The sequence below is a fragment of the Solidesulfovibrio sp. DCME genome, from assembly GCF_049995385.1.
In the GTDB taxonomy this organism is placed as follows: Bacteria; Desulfobacterota; Desulfovibrionia; order Desulfovibrionales; family Desulfovibrionaceae; genus Solidesulfovibrio.
The window spans coordinates 2,134,098-2,150,948 of the sequence record NZ_CP188261.1 but is presented as its reverse complement, the minus strand read 5'-3'; the positions used below and the strand labels follow the sequence as shown (position 1 = coordinate 2,150,948).

At 67.5% G+C, this 16,851-nt stretch carries 16 protein-coding genes; 9 read left to right on the top strand and 7 right to left on the bottom strand.

Features of this window, described 5'->3' with window-relative positions; all coding sequences use genetic code 11:
- Nucleotides 1–12 precede the first annotated feature (12 nt).
- Both folP and ftsH read right to left on the bottom strand, forming a co-directional pair.
- Entirely contained in the window at nucleotides 13–864 is an 852-nt protein-coding gene (folP, locus tag ACP59X_RS09175; RefSeq protein WP_428568274.1) for a dihydropteroate synthase, read from the bottom strand.
- Nucleotides 854–2,920, bottom strand: coding sequence for an ATP-dependent zinc metalloprotease FtsH (gene ftsH / locus ACP59X_RS09170; protein ID WP_428568271.1), 2,067 nt, complete (start codon nucleotides 2,918–2,920; stop codon nucleotides 854–856). Before ftsH ends, folP begins: the two co-directional genes overlap by 11 nt.
- 220 nt (nucleotides 2,921–3,140) lie before the next feature.
- Between ftsH and ACP59X_RS09165 the strand changes: the two genes are divergently transcribed.
- The 8 genes from ACP59X_RS09165 (at nucleotide 3,141) to ACP59X_RS09130 (ending at nucleotide 10,449) form a co-directional block, all read left to right on the top strand.
- Nucleotides 3,141–3,509 carry a response regulator gene (locus tag ACP59X_RS09165; RefSeq protein WP_428568266.1) on the top strand — a complete coding sequence of 123 codons (369 nt, stop codon included), beginning with the start codon at nucleotides 3,141–3,143 and terminating at the stop codon, nucleotides 3,507–3,509.
- Nucleotides 3,510–3,518: 9 nt separating this feature from the next.
- Nucleotides 3,519–4,931 carry an HD domain-containing phosphohydrolase gene (locus ACP59X_RS09160; RefSeq protein ID WP_428568263.1) on the top strand — a complete coding sequence of 471 codons (1,413 nt, stop codon included), beginning with the start codon at nucleotides 3,519–3,521 and terminating at the stop codon, nucleotides 4,929–4,931.
- 485 nt (nucleotides 4,932–5,416) lie between these two features.
- A complete protein-coding gene (gene nifH / locus ACP59X_RS09155; protein ID WP_428568260.1) occupies nucleotides 5,417–6,241 on the top strand; it encodes a nitrogenase iron protein in 825 nt (274 codons plus the stop codon).
- Nucleotides 6,242–6,293: 52 nt separating this feature from the next.
- Nucleotides 6,294–6,623 (top strand): P-II family nitrogen regulator, encoded by a 330-nt coding sequence (locus ACP59X_RS09150; RefSeq protein WP_323408045.1) that lies wholly within the window; start codon nucleotides 6,294–6,296, stop codon nucleotides 6,621–6,623.
- A gap of 11 nt (nucleotides 6,624–6,634) precedes the next feature.
- The gene (locus ACP59X_RS09145; RefSeq protein WP_428568256.1) at nucleotides 6,635–7,009 is read left to right on the top strand and encodes a P-II family nitrogen regulator; all 375 of its coding nucleotides are present in this window, start codon (nucleotides 6,635–6,637) and stop codon (nucleotides 7,007–7,009) included.
- Between the two features lie 51 nt (nucleotides 7,010–7,060).
- Nucleotides 7,061–8,683 (top strand): nitrogenase molybdenum-iron protein alpha chain, encoded by a 1,623-nt coding sequence (gene nifD / locus ACP59X_RS09140; protein WP_428568253.1) that lies wholly within the window; start codon nucleotides 7,061–7,063, stop codon nucleotides 8,681–8,683.
- A 34-nt stretch (nucleotides 8,684–8,717) separates the two neighbouring features.
- Nucleotides 8,718–10,103 carry a nitrogenase molybdenum-iron protein subunit beta gene (gene nifK, locus ACP59X_RS09135; protein ID WP_428568249.1) on the top strand — a complete coding sequence of 462 codons (1,386 nt, stop codon included), beginning with the start codon at nucleotides 8,718–8,720 and terminating at the stop codon, nucleotides 10,101–10,103.
- Between the two features lie 34 nt (nucleotides 10,104–10,137).
- Nucleotides 10,138–10,449, top strand: coding sequence for a (2Fe-2S) ferredoxin domain-containing protein (locus ACP59X_RS09130; RefSeq protein WP_428568246.1), 312 nt, complete (start codon nucleotides 10,138–10,140; stop codon nucleotides 10,447–10,449).
- Between the two features lie 97 nt (nucleotides 10,450–10,546).
- Here the strand turns inward: ACP59X_RS09130 and ACP59X_RS09125 are convergent, their stop codons facing one another.
- From ACP59X_RS09125 to cysK, 3 genes are all read right to left on the bottom strand, one after another.
- A complete protein-coding gene (locus ACP59X_RS09125; protein WP_428568243.1) occupies nucleotides 10,547–11,521 on the bottom strand; it encodes a diguanylate cyclase domain-containing protein in 975 nt (324 codons plus the stop codon).
- 401 nt (nucleotides 11,522–11,922) lie between these two features.
- Entirely contained in the window at nucleotides 11,923–12,804 is an 882-nt protein-coding gene (gene epsC / locus ACP59X_RS09120; protein WP_428569837.1) for a serine O-acetyltransferase EpsC, read from the bottom strand.
- Between the two features lie 65 nt (nucleotides 12,805–12,869).
- Nucleotides 12,870–13,799, bottom strand: coding sequence for a cysteine synthase A (gene cysK, locus ACP59X_RS09115; RefSeq protein WP_428568239.1), 930 nt, complete (start codon nucleotides 13,797–13,799; stop codon nucleotides 12,870–12,872).
- Between the two features lie 233 nt (nucleotides 13,800–14,032).
- Between cysK and ACP59X_RS09110 the strand changes: the two genes are divergently transcribed.
- Nucleotides 14,033–14,563: a hypothetical protein gene (locus ACP59X_RS09110; protein WP_428568237.1), complete on the top strand. Its 531-nt coding sequence runs from the start codon at nucleotides 14,033–14,035 to the stop codon at nucleotides 14,561–14,563.
- Between the two features lie 204 nt (nucleotides 14,564–14,767).
- On the opposite strand, the gene thrC is transcribed toward ACP59X_RS09110, so the two are convergent.
- Both thrC and ACP59X_RS09100 read right to left on the bottom strand, forming a co-directional pair.
- Complete coding sequence (gene thrC / locus ACP59X_RS09105; RefSeq protein ID WP_428568234.1) at nucleotides 14,768–16,219, bottom strand: threonine synthase; 1,452 nt, start codon at nucleotides 16,217–16,219, stop codon at nucleotides 14,768–14,770.
- Nucleotides 16,220–16,307: 88 nt separating this feature from the next.
- The gene (locus ACP59X_RS09100; protein ID WP_428568231.1) at nucleotides 16,308–16,814 is read right to left on the bottom strand and encodes a DUF456 domain-containing protein; all 507 of its coding nucleotides are present in this window, start codon (nucleotides 16,812–16,814) and stop codon (nucleotides 16,308–16,310) included.
- Between the last annotated feature and the right edge of the window lie 37 nt (nucleotides 16,815–16,851).

Below are 16,851 nucleotides of genomic sequence, written 5' to 3'. Positions count from 1 at the left end.
GGCAGGCGGGGTTTAGCCGATGGCGGCGGCCAGGCGCAGGGCCAGGGCCGTCCTGGCCACGTCGTGGACCCGGTGGATGCGCGCCCCCTTGCCGGCGCACAAGGCCCCGACCACGGCCGTGGCCTCGTCGCGGCGTTCCACGGGCAGTTTGAGCACGGCCCCGAACACGGATTTGTTGGAAACGCCCAGGTACACGGGCCGGCCGAGGCTGGCGAAGCGGCCCAGATGGCGCAGGATGGCCAGGTTGTGCTCGGGCCGCTTGCCGAAGCCGACGCCCGGGTCCACGACCACGTGGGCCTCGGGCAGGCCGGCTTTGACGAGCATGGCCAGTTTTTCCTCGAAAAAGCGCAGGATGTCCTCGACCACGTCGTCGTAACGGGGGTCGTCCTGCATGGTTTGCGGCCGGCCGAGGCTGTGCATGAGCACGTAGCCGGGCTTGTGGGAGGCCACGACCTCGAGCAGGCCCGGATCGAAGGAACAGGCCGAGACGTCGTTGACGGCCACGGCCCCGGCCTCCAGGGCGGCGGCGGCGCAGCCGGCCTTGTAGGTGTCCACGGCCAGGGGCAGCCCGGGCAGGGCGGCGGCCAGGCCGGCGATCACCGGCACGACCCGGCGCAGCTCTTCCTCCAGGGGCACGGGCGGCGCCCCGGGGCGGGTGGATTCGCCGCCCACGTCGAGCATGTCCGCGCCGGCGGCGGCCAGGCCCTGGCCGTGGGCCACGGCGGCGGCCGTTTCGTTGTGGCGGCCGCCGTCGTAGAAGGAGTCGGGGGTGACGTTGACGATGCCGGCGACCCGGCTGGCCGCGCAGTCGAGGGTCAGCCCCCGGCCGAGCCGCCAGACGGCGGCCGGGCCGTCAGCGGCCATGGCCGTTTCCGTCGGGCTTGCCCGGTTCGTCGTCGGGCTCCAGGGTGAACTCGTCAGGCGTGGCGGGGGATGCGGAGGACGCGGGCGCCGTGGGGGCCGGGGCGGCCTCAGTCGCCGGCTCGCCCGGGGCCGCCGGTGCCGTCGCCGGGGCCGCGCCGCTGGCGGCCGCGGCGCCAGAAGCGCTGTCGGGCGTGCTCTCCGGCCTGGCGGCGGAGCTCTCCCCGGCCGTCGCCTCCGGTTTCCCGGCCGGGGCTTCGGGCGGGGGGAGGGTTTCGCCCCGCAGCAGCCGGTCGATGTCCTCGCCGGAAATGGTTTCCCGTTCGAGCAGGGCCCGGGCCACGGACTCCAGGGCCTCGCGCTCGTCCTCCAGGATAGAGCGGGCCCGGCGGTAGGCCGCTTCCACGATTTTGCGCACCTCGGCGTCGATCTGGCGCGAGGTCTCCTCGCTGAAGTTCTTGTGGTGCACGAGGTCCTTGCCGAGGAAGATCTCGTTGTCGCGCTCGCCGTAGGACAGCGGCCCCAGCACCTCGCTCATGCCCCAGGAGCAGACCATCTTGCGGGCCATGTTGGTGGCCCGTTCGATGTCGTTGCCGGCGCCGGTGGTCATCTGGTTGAGCACCAACTCCTCGGCCACCCGGCCGCCCATGAGCACGGCCAGGTTGTTTTGCAGGTAGTCGCGCGAGTAGTTGTGCCTGTCGTCGGTCGGCAACTGCATGGTGATGCCAAGGGCCATGCCGCGCGGGATGATGGAGACCTTGTGGATGGGGTCGGAGCCGGGCAGCTTCTTGGCCACCAGGGCATGGCCGGCCTCGTGGTAAGCCGTGGTGCGCTTCTCCTCGTCGGTGAGGATGAGGCTGCGGCGCTCCTTGCCCATGAGCACCTTGTCCTTGGCGTGCTCGAAATCGGCCATGTCCACGTGGTTTTTATTGACCTTGGCCGCTTGCAGGGCGGCCTCGTTGACCAGGTTTTCCAGGTCGGCGCCGGAAAAGCCGGGCGTGCCCCGGGCCAGGACATCGAGGTTGACGTCCGGGGACAGCGGCGAGCGCCGGGAATGGACTTCCAGGATGCGCCGGCGGCCGCGCACGTCCGGGGTGGGCACCACGACCTGGCGGTCGAAGCGGCCGGGGCGCAAAAGCGCCGGGTCCAGGACGTCGGGCCGGTTGGTGGCGGCGATGAGGATGACGCCCTCGTTGGACTCGAAGCCGTCCATTTCCACCAGGAGCTGGTTCAGGGTCTGTTCGCGCTCGTCGTGGCCGCCGCCGAGGCCGGCGCCGCGCTGGCGGCCCACGGCGTCGATCTCGTCGATGAAAATGAGGCACGGGGCGTTTTTCTTGCCCTGCATGAACAGGTCGCGCACGCGCGCCGCGCCGACACCGACGAACATTTCCACGAAGTCCGAGCCGGAGATGGAGAAAAAGGGCACCCCGGCCTCGCCGGCCACGGCCCGGGCGAGCAGGGTCTTGCCGGTACCGGGCGAGCCGACCAGCAGCACGCCCTTGGGGATACGGCCGCCCAGGCGGGTGAATTTCTTGGGATCGGACAGGAACTGCACGACCTCGGTCAGCTCTTCTTTCGCCTCGTCCACGCCGGCCACATCCTCGAAGGTGACGCGGGTGGACTCCTGGGTGATCATGCGCGCCCGGGAACGGCCGAAATTCATGGCCCGGCCGCCGCCGTTTTGCATCTGGCGCATGAAAAAGATCCAGACGCCGACGAGCAGCAGCATGGGGAACCAGGACACGAGCAGGGACATGTACCAGGGCGATTCCTCGTCGGGCTCGGCCATGACCTCGATCTTTTTCTGCATCAGCGTGGAGACGAGGGACGGGTCCTCGGGGGCGTAGGTCATGAACTTGCCGCCGCCGGTGGTGACGCCGGAAATCTTCGGCCCCTGGATTTTCACGGAAACGACGTCGCCGGCGTTCACCTTCTGGATGAAATCGGAATAGGAGAGCTTGGCGCTCTGGCTTTGCGGCTGGTTGAACAGATTGAACAAGACGACCATGACCAGGGAGATGGCCGCCCAAAGCATGAGATTTTTCGCGAAACTGTTCAAACTGGAGTCCTCCGGGAGTCGGGCGGAGACGAGAGAGGCCCGCGCGTTGTAAGGGTAAGTGCCATAGCACAGCCGCGCCGGGCCTGTCCACGCGACATGGCGGCCCGGCGCGGCCGAATCGCCTGCCCGGGGAAATCCCGGGTCAAGGCTTGCCAAGGCTGTCGATGCTCCATATTGATCCAACAATAAGTGCTGGCAACGTCCCCGGCAAGGAGCGGTGATGGCTTCCAAGCGTATTTTGACCGTCGATGACGCGGAAAGCGTGCGATCGCTCGTGTCCAGGACCCTGGCCCAGGCCGGCTACGACATCGTCGAAGCCGTGGACGGGGCCGACGCCCTGGACAAGGTCGCCGGCGGCGTCGACCTGGTCATCACCGACATCAACATGCCGGGCATGGGCGGACTGGAACTGCTCGGCCGGCTGCGCCAGCGACCGGAAACGCGGTTCACGCCCATCCTGGTGCTGACCACGGAATCCCAAAGCGACATGCGCCAGCGGGCCGTGGCCGCCGGGGCCAGCGGCTGGATCGTCAAGCCCTTTGAACCGGGAAGCCTCGTCGCCCTGGTGCGGCGCTTCCTCAGCCGGTAAGGGCCTGTCGTGGACGACCGCTCCCCGCCTGCCGCCAACGGCGCCCCGCCTGCCGCCGACCGGGCCGCGGTCCCCCTGGACGCGGTGGCGGTGCTGTTCCACGACGCGCCCCTGGCCATCTACCTGCGCGCCCCGGGCGGGGCCTTCCTCGAGGTCAACCGGGCCATGGCCCAGCTGTTCGGCTACGACGCCCCGGCCCACTACCTCGAGGCCATGGCCGCCTCCCCGGACCAGCACTACCTGGACCCCGAATCCCGCCGGACCATCCTCGAGGACCTGGCCACGGCCGGCCAGGTCACCGGCCGGCAATACCAGGCCCTGGGCCGGGACGGCTTCGTGCTGTGGGTGGAGGAAGCGGCCAGGCTCGTGGAAAACGGGGCGGACGAGCACTACTATTTCGGCTACCTGCGCGACATCACGGCGGAAAAAAGCACCAAATGGGCCCTGACCGAGGCCGAGGAGAAATACCAGGCTATCTTCGTCCACGCCGTGGAGGGGCTCTTCCAGATGACCCCGGCCGGCCGGTTCGTCACGGTCAACGACGCCTTGAGCACCATGCTCGGCTTCGCCTCGGCCGCGGCGCTCACCGGCGACCCCGAGGCGGCGGTCCGCCTGTTCGTGGACGACGAGGACCGCCGGCACCTGGGCCGGGACCTGGAAACGGAAGGCACGGTCCGCGCCCTGGAAGCCGAGTTGCGCCGGGCGGACGGCAGCCATATCTGGGTGTCCATCCACGCCCGGGCGGTGCGCGACGGCAATGGCCAGGTGGTGCTCCACGAAGGCTCCATGGTGGATGTGACCGAACGGCGGATGTCCCAGGAACAGCTGCGCGAGAGCCTGGCCCGCACCCGGCGGCTGTTCCACCAGACCGTCACCTCCCTGTCCAAGACGGTGCGCTACCGCGACCCGTATACCGCCGGCCACCAGGACAGCGTGGCCCGGCTGGCCACGGCCATGGCCCGCCACCTGGGCCTGTCCGACCACGAATCGGCCGGCATCCGGGTGGCCGGCCAGCTCCACGACATCGGCAAGATCGTGGTGCTGGTGCGCTACCTGTGCAAGCCCGGCCGGCTGGTGGGGCTCGAGTGGGAATTCATGCGCCAGCATGCCCAGGCCGGCTACGAGATCCTCAAGGAGATCGACTTCCCCTGGCCCGTGGCCGAGGTCGTCTGGGCCCACCACGAGCGCCTGGATGGTTCGGGCTACCCCCGGGGGCTGACCGAGGCGGCCATTCCCCTGGGGGCGCGCATCCTGGCCGTGGCCGACGTCCTGGACGCCATGGCCTCCAACCGGCCCTACCGGCCGGCCCTGGGCGTGGCCGCCGCCCTGGACGAGCTCGCCCGGCACCGGGGCACGGGCTTCGACGCCGCGGCCGTGGACGCGGCCCGGGCGGTCATCCGCGACGGCCTGATCCGCTACTGAGCGCACCTGCGCCCCGTTCCCCAGGCGGCCCGGCCTGTTCACCCAGGGCGGCCCGGTCCGCTACTGAATGCACCTTCACCCCGTTCCCCACGCAACCCGGTCCGCCACCGGGCGCATTCCTCACCCCGTTCCCCACGCAACCCGATCCGCTGCCGGGCGCAGCCTTCGCCCCGTTCCCCAGGCGGCCCGGCCGGCGGCGAAGCGCCTGCGCGGGTCCCTTTTGGCCGTGCCCTGGCGGCCGGTCATCCGGGGCGGCCCGGAGCGCGGCGGCACATTCCGCCCATCCAGCCGACACAACAAAATTGTCGCTTGCCGGGCGACATTTTTGTTTCCTCCGGGCGTCCGTCCGGAGGCGGGGTGCGACCCGAAAACATTATTTTCTTTTATTTCAAAGACCTAGACGGAATGCATCACGACTTTCCCATCCTGGCATGACTCCTGCTTAAGAGGGTCCCATCACACTCTGCAGCAGGAGGCATTACAAAATGCGTAAAATCGCTATCTACGGTAAGGGCGGCATCGGCAAGTCCACCACCACCCAGAATACGGTCGCCGGTCTCGCGGAGATGGGCAAGAAGGTCATGGTGGTCGGTTGCGACCCCAAGGCCGACTCCACCCGCCTGCTCCTGCACGGCCTGGCCCAGAAGACCGTCCTCGACACCCTGCGCGAGGAAGGCGAGGACGTCGATCTCGACGATATCCTCAAGGAAGGTTTCGGCGGCACCATGTGCACCGAGTCCGGCGGCCCCGAGCCCGGCGTCGGCTGCGCCGGCCGCGGCATCATCACCTCCATCAACCTGCTCGAGCAGCTCGGCGCCTACGAGGAAGAAAAGCACCTCGACTACGTCTTCTACGACGTCCTCGGCGACGTCGTCTGCGGCGGGTTCGCCATGCCCATCCGCGACGGCAAGGCCGAAGAGATCTACATCGTCTGCTCCGGCGAAATGATGGCCATGTACGCCGCCAACAACATCTGCAAGGGCATCGTCAAGTACGCCGACACCGGCGGCGTGCGCCTGGGCGGGATCATCTGCAACAGCCGCAAGGTCGACCAGGAAAAGGAAATGATCGAGGAGCTGTGCCGCCAGCTCGGCACCCAGATGATCCACTTCATGCCCCGCGAAAACCAGGTCCAGCGCGCCGAGATCAACCGCAAGACCGTCATCGACTACTCGCCCGAGCATCCCCAGGCCGACGAGTACCGGGCCCTGGCCCGGAAGATCGACGCCAACGACATGTTCGTGATTCCCAAGCCCATCGAAATCAACACCCTGGAAAAGCTGCTCATCGACTTCGGCATCTCCAACTAGCCCGGCCGACAACCTCAAACGACACCCCACGCGCACAGGAAGGAGTTTCGACATGCAGACCATGGTGAGAGCAATCGTGCGTCCCGAGAAATGCGATGACGTCCTGGCCGCCCTGATGGACGCCGGCTTCCCGGCGGTGACCAAGTTCAACGTGGCCGGTCGCGGCAAGCAGCGCGGCATCAAGATCGGCGAGATCCAGTACGACGAGATCCCCAAGGTGATGCTGATCTGCGTCGTCGACGACAAGGACAAGGAATTCGTGGTCAAGACCATCATGGAAAGCGCCCGCACCGGGGCCAAGGGCGCCTTCGGCGACGGCAAGATCTTCGTGAGCCCCGTGGAAGAGATGTACACCATTTCCTCCGGCGTGAAGGAATCCTAAGGGAGGCGGTCATGAAGGAGATCATGGCGGTCATCCGCATGAACAAGATGAACCAGACCAAGAAGGCCCTGGCCGACGCCGGCATCCCGGCCTTCGTGGCCCGCGAGGGCTACGGCCGCGGCAAGGGCCTGGTCAACCAGGACGTGCTCGAGGGAGCCGCCGCCGGAAACGAGGAAGCCATCGCCCTGCTCGGCACCAAGGGCCGGCTGTACCCCAAGCGCATCATCTCCCTGGTGGTGCCCGACGACAAGGTCCCGGCGGCGGTGGAAGTCCTCATTTCCGTCAACAAGACCGGACGGGCCGGCGATGGCAAGGTCTTCGTGATGCCCGTCTCCGATTCCATCCGGGTCCGGACCGGCGAAGAAGGCGACGCGGCCATCGTCTAGGCGAGCGCGGACGTTCCCGGACCGTTTAAGAGCTAATGAGGTAGCATCGAGATGAGCACCAAGCCCCTGAATACCGAAGAGATCAAGAAGGAATTGATCGCCAAGATGCCCACGAAGGTGGCGCGCAAGCGGGCCAAGGCCATGGTCCCCGGCGCCGAGGGCGGCGACATTCCCGAAATCCAGGCCAACGTCCGCACCATTCCGGGCATCATCACCCAGCGCGGCTGCACCTACGCCGGTTGCAAAGGCGTGGTCCTTGGCCCCTCGCGCGACATCGTCAACCTGACCCACGGCCCCATCGGCTGCGGCTTCTACTCTTGGCTCACCCGCCGCAACCAGACCGACGCCGGCCCCGACGGCGAGAACTTCATCCCCTACTCCTTTTCCACGGACATGACCGAGCACGACATCGTGTTCGGCGGCATGAAGAAGCTGGCCGCGGCCATCCAGGAAGCCTACGACAACTTCCATCCCCGGTCCATTTCCATCTTCTCCACCTGCCCGGTGGGCCTCATTGGCGACGACATCCACGCCGTGGCCCGGCAGATGCAGGAAAAGCTCGGCATCACCGTGTTTGCCAACTCCTGCGAAGGCTACAAGGGCGTGTCCCAGTCGGCCGGCCACCACATCGCCAACAACCAGATCATGAAGCACATCATCGGCACCGATGACGACACGCCGGTCGAGGGCAAGTTCAAGGTCAACATCCTCGGCGAGTACAACATCGGCGGCGACGCCTTCGAGATCGAGCGCATCCTGGAGAAGTGCGGCTTCACCCTGATCGCCACCTTCTCCGGCAACTCCACCGTGGATTCCTTCCGCATCGCCCACAAGGCCGACCTCAACACCGTCATGTGCCACCGCTCGCTGAACTACGTGGCCGAGATGATGGAAACCAAATTCGGCATCCCCTGGGTCAAGGTCAACTTCATCGGCGCCGAAGCCACGGCCAAGTCCTTGCGCCGCATGGCCGCCTACTTCGAGGACCAGGAACTCATGGACCGGGTCGAGAAGGTCATCGCCGAGGAGATGCTCGAGGTCCAGGCGGTCGTGGACGGCATCCGGCCGCGCACCGAGGGCAAGTCGGCCATGATCTTCGTCGGCGGCTCGCGCGCCCACCACTACCAGGAGCTTTTCGGCGAACTGGGCATGAAGATCCTCGGCGCGGGCTACGAGTTCGCCCACCGCGACGACTACGAAGGCCGCCACGTGCTGCCCAACATCAAGGTCGACGCCGACTCCCGCAACATCGAGGAGCTGGAGATCGATCCCGACCCCACCCGCTACAGCCCCCGCAAGAGCGCCGAGGAAATGAAGAAGCTCGAGGAATGCGGCCTGGATTTCAAGGGCTACGAGGGCATGATCGGCGGCATGAGCAAGGACGCCATGATCATCGATGACATCAACCACTACGAGACCGAAAAAATCATCGAGATCATGAAGCCCGACATCTTCTGCGCCGGCATCAAGGAAAAGTACATCATCCAGAAGATGGGCGTGCCGCTCAAGCAGCTGCACAACTACGACATCGGCGGCCCCTACGCCGGCTTCAAAGGCGCCATCAACTGGTACCACGACATCGACCGCATGGTGAACACCAAGGTCTGGGACCTCATGAAGGCTCCCTGGCAGCAGGGCGGCCCCGAGCTGGAAGCCAGCTACGTCGCCTCGTAAAAAAACACGCTCAGCTTACGATAAGGAACGCATCATGGCCCTTTTGCGACACACCACCGGCGAGATCAAGGAACGCAAGGCGCTCACCGTCAACCCGGCCAAGACCTGCCAGCCCATCGGCGCCATGTACGCGGCGCTCGGCGTGCGGGGCTGCTTCCCCCACAGCCACGGCTCCCAGGGCTGCTGCGCCTATCACCGCTCCACGCTCACCCGGCACTACAAGGAACCGGTCGTGGCCGGCACCTCGTCCTTCACCGAAGGTTCGTCGGTCTTCGGCGGCCAGTCCAACCTGATCGCGGCCATCGACAACATCTTCACCATCTACGACCCCGAAACCATCGCCATCCACACCACCTGCCTGTCCGAGACCATCGGCGACGACCTCCTGCAGATCTCGCAGAAGGCCAAGGACGACGGCAAGGTGCCGGCCGGCAAGCACATCATCTACGCCAGCACCCCGAGCTACGTCGGCACCCACGTCACCGGCTACTCGAACATGGTCAAGGGCATCCTCAAGGGGTTCGTGAAAAAAACCGGCACCCCCAACGGGAAAGTGAACATCATCCCGGGCTTCTGCGAGCCCTCGGACATGGCCGAGATGCGCCGCCTGGCCACCATGATGGGCATCGACATCGTCCTGGTGCCCGACACCAACGGCGTTTTAAACGGCCCGCTGACCGGCCACTACGAAATGTACCCCAAGGCCGGCACCACGCCCGAGGAAATCGCCTCCATGGGCGACGCCAAGGGCACCATTGGCCTCGGCCGCTGGGCCACCACCGACGCCGTCAACTACCTCGACGCCGAGTTCAAGGTGCCGGGCACCATCCTCGGCCTGCCCATCGGCCTGCACGCCACGGACCGCTACGTGGACGCCCTGCGCAAGATTGCCGGCGTGGCCGTGCCCGAGGCCGTCAACTTCGAACGCGGCCAGGTCGTGGACGTCATCTCCGACTACAGCCAGTACCTCTACGGCAAGAAAGTGGCCCTGGCCGGCGACCCCGACCAGCTGCTGGCCCTGGTCGAATTCTGCGTCACCCTGGGCATGATCCCGGCCTACACCGTGACCGGAACGTCCGGCAAGTACTTCGACGAGCGCATGGCCGAGCTGCTCAAGGGCGTGCCCTACGACTGCAAGTACAAGTGCGGCGAACAGGCCGACATGTACCTGCTGCACCAGTGGATCAAAAACGACCCGGTCGACCTGCTGATCGGCAACACCTACCTCAAGTACATCGCCCGCGACGAGGACATTCCGCTGATCCGCCACGGCTTCCCCATCCTCGACCGCGTCGGCCACCAGTACTTCCCGTCCGTGGGCTACTCCGGCGCCATGCGCCTGCTCGAGAAGTTCCTGGAAGCCCTCATGGGCCGTCAGGACCGCGACGCCCCCGAAACCCGCTTCGAACTCCAGATGTAACACCGGAACCGAAACCGCAAGGGAGACGTAACGCATGGCCATTGAAAAGCCCAAATACCTGATCAACGTCTGCGCGAGCTTCCGCGTCAAGGGCGAGGCCAAGGGTATTTGCCACAAGAAAGGTTCGCACAACCTGCTGGGCTACTTCGAGGAAGGCGTGCTCGACCGGGACATCGACGCCCGCATCGTCAGCACCGGTTGCATGAAGCAGTGCGAGGAAGGCCCCATCGTGGTCGTGATGCCGGAGAACTGGTGGTACCGGGGCATCGACAGCGAAGACAAGGTCGATGACATCCTGGACGCCCTGGAAAACGGGGAAGCCTGCGAGGACCACCTGCTGCCCTGACCGATCCGGTTTGCCAACCGCTTGGATGGACTCCCATAAAAAGCCGCCCCGCTGTCACGGACCAGCGGGGCGGCTCGTTTTTCCGGGATCGCGGCCGTCAGTCCGGCTCGCCCTTGCGCGAGCGCTTGACCGCGTACATGGCCCGGTCGGCCTCCTCCACCAGGGTGTCCATCTCCGTGGCGTCCTCGGGAAACACGGCCAGGCCGATGCTGGCGTCGATGGCCAGGGGTGTCTCCTCGTAGACAAAGGGCGCCCGGATCTCCCGGGCCATGCGCTCCACCACCTGGCGCGCCCCGCCGCGATCCAGCAGTTCGGACAGGATGACGCCGAACTCGTCGCCGCCAAGCCGGGCCACGGTGTCCGAGGCCCGGGCCGCCCGGTGGATGCGCAGGGCGCATTCCCGGATGGCGGCGTCGCCGGCCCGGTGGCCGTGGCGGTCGTTGATGGCCTTGAGCCCGTCCATGTCGAGGTTGAGCACGGCCACAGGCGTCGCCCGGCGCCGGGCCAGGGCCAGGGCCTGGCGCAGGCGGTCGTAGAAAAGCGCCCGGTTGGCCAGGCCGGTCAGCAGGTCGTGGGTGGCCCGGTGATAGAGTTCGCTGGCCTCGTACCGGGCGCTGTAATACATCGAGGCGGCGATGAGCTCGGCCAGAAGCCGCAGGATGGTCACATGCCCCGAGGTGAAGAAAGCCGCATCGGGCGAGGCGATCTTGAACACGCCGACCACGGTGCCGTTGTGGCAAAGCGGCGCCACGATCATGGACCGCAACCCGACCTTGCGGCAGGCCTCCCGGTCGACGCGGGCATCGGTTTCGCTGTCGCCGCACAGCAACACCTCGCCGGTCTCGATGCAAAGCCCCGACAGGCTGCCGCGACGGGCCAGGCGCAGGCCCAGCTGTGGCCCGGCGATACCGGAGGCCGCCCGGTAGACCATCTCGTCGCCTTCGGCCAATTCCACCACCGCGCCCTGAGCCCCGGTCAGGATTTGCACCTGCTCGATGACGAAGGCTAGGACACTGCCGAGGTCGTGGCCCAATTTGACGATATCCGTTTGCAGGTTCACAATGCGTAACAAGATATCGGCAGGCAAGTCTGTCACTGCGGATTGGCCAAGCATACAACGTCCTCAGCACCTCGCCCGCCACGCCAAATCATACGCGACAACATCGGGCGATACATTTTGCACCGTGTAGGGATATTCACTGCCTTCCGTCAAGACGGCAGGAAGGGCCTGCTGGAAGGTGCCGGCCGCAAAATGCCGGGGGCCGTCGCGGCTTCAGGCAGCGGCCCTTCCCGGCAGCCGCCAAGGCCGGGCAAACCTCCCCGGCGAAAAACGAACCCGCCCACCCCGGCGGCCGCCTGTCCAGCGGCGCCGGGGAGCGGTTTCGTTGCCTGGGGCGGTCGGGGGGCAGGCGTCGGAGGCCGCCGCCGGGGCGCGTCGTTTGCGCCCCGCCATCGGACGTGGGCGGGGCTGCGTCAGATGCCGCCGCCGTCGATGATGACGGCGCCGCCGGGATGCTGCTGGACGATGCGCGAATAGGGCGGCACGTCGGCGGTCAGCCAGACGTTGCCGCCGACGACCGAGCCCTTGCCGATGGTGATGCGGCCAAGGACCGTGGCCCCGGAGTAGATGGTCACGTCGTCCTCCACGATGGGATGGCGCGGGATGCCCTTGACGAGCTTGCCCTCGGCGTCCTTGGGAAAGCTCTTGGCCCCGAGCGTGACGCCCTGGTAGAGGCGCACGCCGTCGCCGATGCGGCAGGTCTCGCCGATGACCGTGCCCGTGCCGTGGTCGATGAAAAACTTCCGGCCGATGGTCGCCCCGGGATGGATGTCGATGCCCGTGGCCGAATGGGCCATTTCGGTCAGGATGCGGGGGATGAGGTCCACGCCGAGGAGGAAGAGTTCGTGGGCGACCCGGTAGTGGGTCAGGGCCGTGAGGCTCGGGTAGCAGAAGATGGTTTCGCCGGGCGAGCGCGAGGCCGGGTCGCCCTCGTAGGCGGCCTGGGCGTCGGCGGCCAGCATCTCGCGGATGTCGGGCAGGCGCATGAGGAAATCCCCGGCCAGCTTCTGGGCCCGGGCTTCGCAGTCCTGGCAGTTGCCGGCCCGGTCGAGCTCGCAGAAAAAGCAGTAGCCCCGGCGCACCTGGTCGGTGAGCAGGCGGTTTAGGGCATCGAGGTTGGCCCCGATGTGAAAGCGCATGTTCTCCGGGGTGATGTCGGAATGGCCGAAATAGCCGGGGAAGATCACGGCCCGCAGGCGCTGTATGATCTCGGCCAAAACCGGGATGGCCGGCATGGGCTCGTCGTGCAGGGGGCGGTGGTAGACCTTGCGGTAGGAGGCCTCCTCGCACAGCATTTCCGCCGCCCATTCGACGACGGTGCGCTTGCGGGGCCTGGGCAATGTGTTCTCCGGCACGGGGATCAGGCCTCCTCGGCGAAAAGTGGCGTGGACAGATAGCGCTCGCCCGTGTCGCAGACCACGAACACCACGACCTTGCCGGCGTTTTCCGGCCGCTTGGCGATCTCGATGGCGGCATGGGCATTGGCGCCCGAGGAGATGCCGCAGAGGATGCCCTCCTCGCGCAGCAGCCGCCGGGCCGTGGTCAGGGCAGCCTCGTTGGTCACGGCAAAGACCTCGTCCACGAGGCTGCGGTCCAGCACCTCGGGCACGAAGCCCGCGCCGATGCCCTGGATGGCGTGCAGGCCGGGCTTGCCGCCGGAAAGGACCGGCGAGGAGGCCGGCTCCACGGCCACGGCCCGCAGCGACGGCTTCTTGGCCTTGATGGCCCGGGCCACGCCCGTGAGCGTTCCGCCCGTGCCCACGCCGGCCACGAACACGTCCACCGCGCCGTCGGTATCCTCCCAGATCTCCAGGCCGGTGGTGGCGGCATGGGCCTCGGGGTTGGCCGGGTTGGCGAACTGCATGGGCATGTAGGCGCTCGGCAAGTCGGCCACGAGCTCCCTGGCCCGCTCCACCGCCCCGCGCATGCCCAGCGCCCCCGGGGTCAGGACCAGCTCGGCCCCGAAGCCGCGCAACAGCGCCCGGCGCTCCAGGCTCATGGATTCGGGCATGGTCAGGATGAGCTTGCGGCCGGTCACGGCGCACATGAAGGCCAGGCCCACGCCGGTATTGCCCGAGGTGGGCTCGACGATGACGGTATCCGGCCCGATTTTCCCCTCGCGCGCGGCGGCCCGCAGCATGGCCACGCCGATGCGGTCCTTGACCGACGAGCAGGGGTTGAAGGATTCGAGCTTTGCGGCCACGCGGGCCACACAGCCCGCGGCCAGGCGGTTCAGCCAGACCATGGGCGTTGCGCCCACGAGTTCGGTCATATCGGCGGCGATGCGCATGCTCCCTCCTTCGCGCGGCCCCGGGCCGGGCCGAAGCCGGGCCTGGGCCGTGCGCGTGTCCCGATCCTAGCGCAATTCCCCGGGGATGGCACCCCGGCCGCCCGGCCAGGCCAAGGGCGCGCGTTGACGGCCTGGGCCGGCCGTGGAAGGATGCGCCACCGTGCGCGCCGGCCCCGCCCCTTGCTTTCTGGCGGCCGGGCCGCGCCCGGGCCGCGACCGACAAGGAGCGAACCATGCGCCACGGGGCCAGCCTCGCCTGCCTGATCCTGTCGCTGGGCCTGGCCGTGCCCGGCCTGGCCGTGCCCGGCCTGGCCTTCGATTGCGCCCGGCTGCCGTTTGGCGCGAAACTCTCGGCCATCGACGACGGCCATTTCGTCCCGTACCGCCAAAAAGACGGCGTGGCCTACTACAACTACGTGGGCAACTGCCGCCTGCGGATCCACGAAACGGCCTGCCCGGCCATCGCCTACGCCTTCGTGGACGGCGTCTTCTACGCCCGGCTCATCCGGGCCACCGTGGCCAACGTCAACGACCTGCTCAAGGACCTGCCGGAAGGCGCCGGCGGCCCGGTCAAGGTCAAGGAGGCGGGCGGGGTCAGCCACTACGTCAGCGAACTGCCGGGCGGCCTCGTCTTGAAGCTCAAATACGACAACGCCTCGGGCGAGGCCACGGCGGCGGTCTACGACAAAGGGCTGCGCCCGGCAGGCGGCCGGCCCCTCGGCGCGGACGATTCCCCGCTGCCCGATAGGCCCGAAGCGCCCTGACCGCAGGCCGACCCGAGCCGGCCAGCACGAACCGGCTTCTCTGGCCCGGGCCGCACGCCGGCACCGCGATACGGCCCCCGGGCCAGCCGCGCACCAAGCCGTCACGGCCGCTGGGTGGCCTGGCTACGCAGGCTCCCGCCTGGCCGGCCTTCGTACCGAGGCAGCCGCGTGGCCCCGCTGGCCCCTTGCGGCCGGGGGGAGCCCTTATTTGCGGGCCAGGCCCAGGGCCGCGACGATGGCCGCGGCCGCGGCGGCCGTGTAGTCCTCGGGGGACAGGGCCGCCTTGTCGGCCTCGGTCAGGATCGCCTGGGGCCGGTTGACGTATTGCGCCTCGGGGGTGATGCCGTAGGCGGCCGGGAAGGTGCCCTCGAAATACATCTCCTGGAAGCCGATGAATTTGAGGTGGTGGGCCGTTGCGTCGAGGATCGCGATCTCCGACGGTTCGACCAGGCCCAGTTCCTTGGCCTTGCGCAGCCCGGCCAGGCACTCGCCGCCCTGGGTGCAGCTGATGTGGCCGTGGCGGTTGGCCGTGAGCATGCCCTCCATGATGGCCTGCTCGGTCACCTGGACCACCTGGAAGCTGCCCGGGCCGCCGATCTTTTCGTACTGCTCCACGAAATGGGCCACACGCGGGAAGGACACCGGATTGCCGATCATGGCCGCCTGGGCCACGGACGGGGTCACGGCCACGGGCTCGTAGTGGCGCTTGGCCGGGTCGGCCTCGTCGTAGTAGCGCCAGACCGGGTCGGCGTGGTGGGACTGGACGCCGAAAATGCGCGGCAGGGAACGGATGATGCCGAGCTTTTTGAGCTTCAAAAAGCCGCTCATGATCGCCGTGACGTTGCCGGCGTTGCCGATGGGCACGAACACGCACTTGCGGTAGGTGTCCCAGCCGAACCACTGGGCCACCTCGAAGGCATAGGACTCCTGGCCGAGGATGCGCCAGGCGTTCTTGGAATTGAGAAGCGCCACCCGGTAGTTGTCGGCCAGGTGCTCCACGACCTTCATGCAGTCGTCGAACACGCCCGGCACCTCGATGACGGTCGCCCCGCTGCCCAGCGGCTGGGCCAGCTGCTGGGGCGTGACCTTGCCCTTGGGCAGGATGACCACGGACTTGATGGGCCCGCCGACATAGGCGGCGTAGAGGGCGGCCGAGGCCGAGGTGTCGCCGGTGGAGGCGCACACGGTCAGCACCGAATCCCAGCCACGCACCCGCACCAGGTGCTTCAAATAGCTGAAGGCGCAGGCCATGCCCCGGTCCTTGAAGGAGGCGCTGGGGTTTTGGCCGTCGTTTTTGTAGTAAAACGGCACACCCACGGCTTCGGTCAGGGCCTCGTTGGCCGCGACCAGGGGCGTATTGCCCTCGCCCAGGTAGACGATGTCGCCCTCGTCCACGACCGGGGCCATGAGCTCGTAGAAGCGCAGCACGCCGCGCAGGGCCGTCACGCGCGTGGCGGCGCGCTTGTCGAAAAGCGACTGCCAGAAGCTGGGGGGGTATTCGAGCAGGCTGTCGAAGGTGGTGTCTTCGAGGATGAACACGCCGCCGCAATGCGGGCAGGTGTAGTAAAGCTCCCGGATGTCGAACCGGGCCTGGCAGCCCAGGCAGACATATTCCATCTTGCCCCGGTAGGCCGGGAAATCGCTGACCGTGATCATGCCGCTTCCTTCTCCCCGTGTCGCGCCGTCAGCGCCCCTGCCCGGCCGGGCGGGACCCGACGGCCGCGTATGCATCCCGTATGGGACGTCAGGCCGGCCAGAGCGTCCTGGCCGTGGCCGCCCACATGACGACGCCGCAGGCCACCTTGGCGGTCATGCCGAAAACCTTGCCGTACATGGCCCCCATGGCCGCGCGCCGGGCTTCGGCGCCGGTGCGGCCGTGGGCGCGCTCGAAAACATAACAGCCGAAAAAGGCCCCGGCAACGGCCCCGAACAACGCCCCCACCCCCAGAAAAAACGGCGCCCCCAGCAGCGCCCCGGCAAATGCCCCCAGAAACCCGCCCAGGTTGCCCTTGCCCGTGGCCCCGTATTTTTTCGCCCCCACGAGCTGGGCGAAAAGCTCCACCGCCTCGCCGGCCAGGGCCACGCACACGAGCATGGCGTAAAAGGCGAACCCCAGGTGCGGCGCCGGGTGGAAGTAGTCCCAGGCGGCCACCAGGCCAAGCAGCAGCCAGTTGGCCGGCAGCCCCAGCACATGCAGGGTCAGGCAGGCCAGCAGCACAAGCAGGAACACGACGAGCAACAAAACACTCACGCAAGCCTCTCCCGATTGCCCCTGTCGGGCCGCGGCA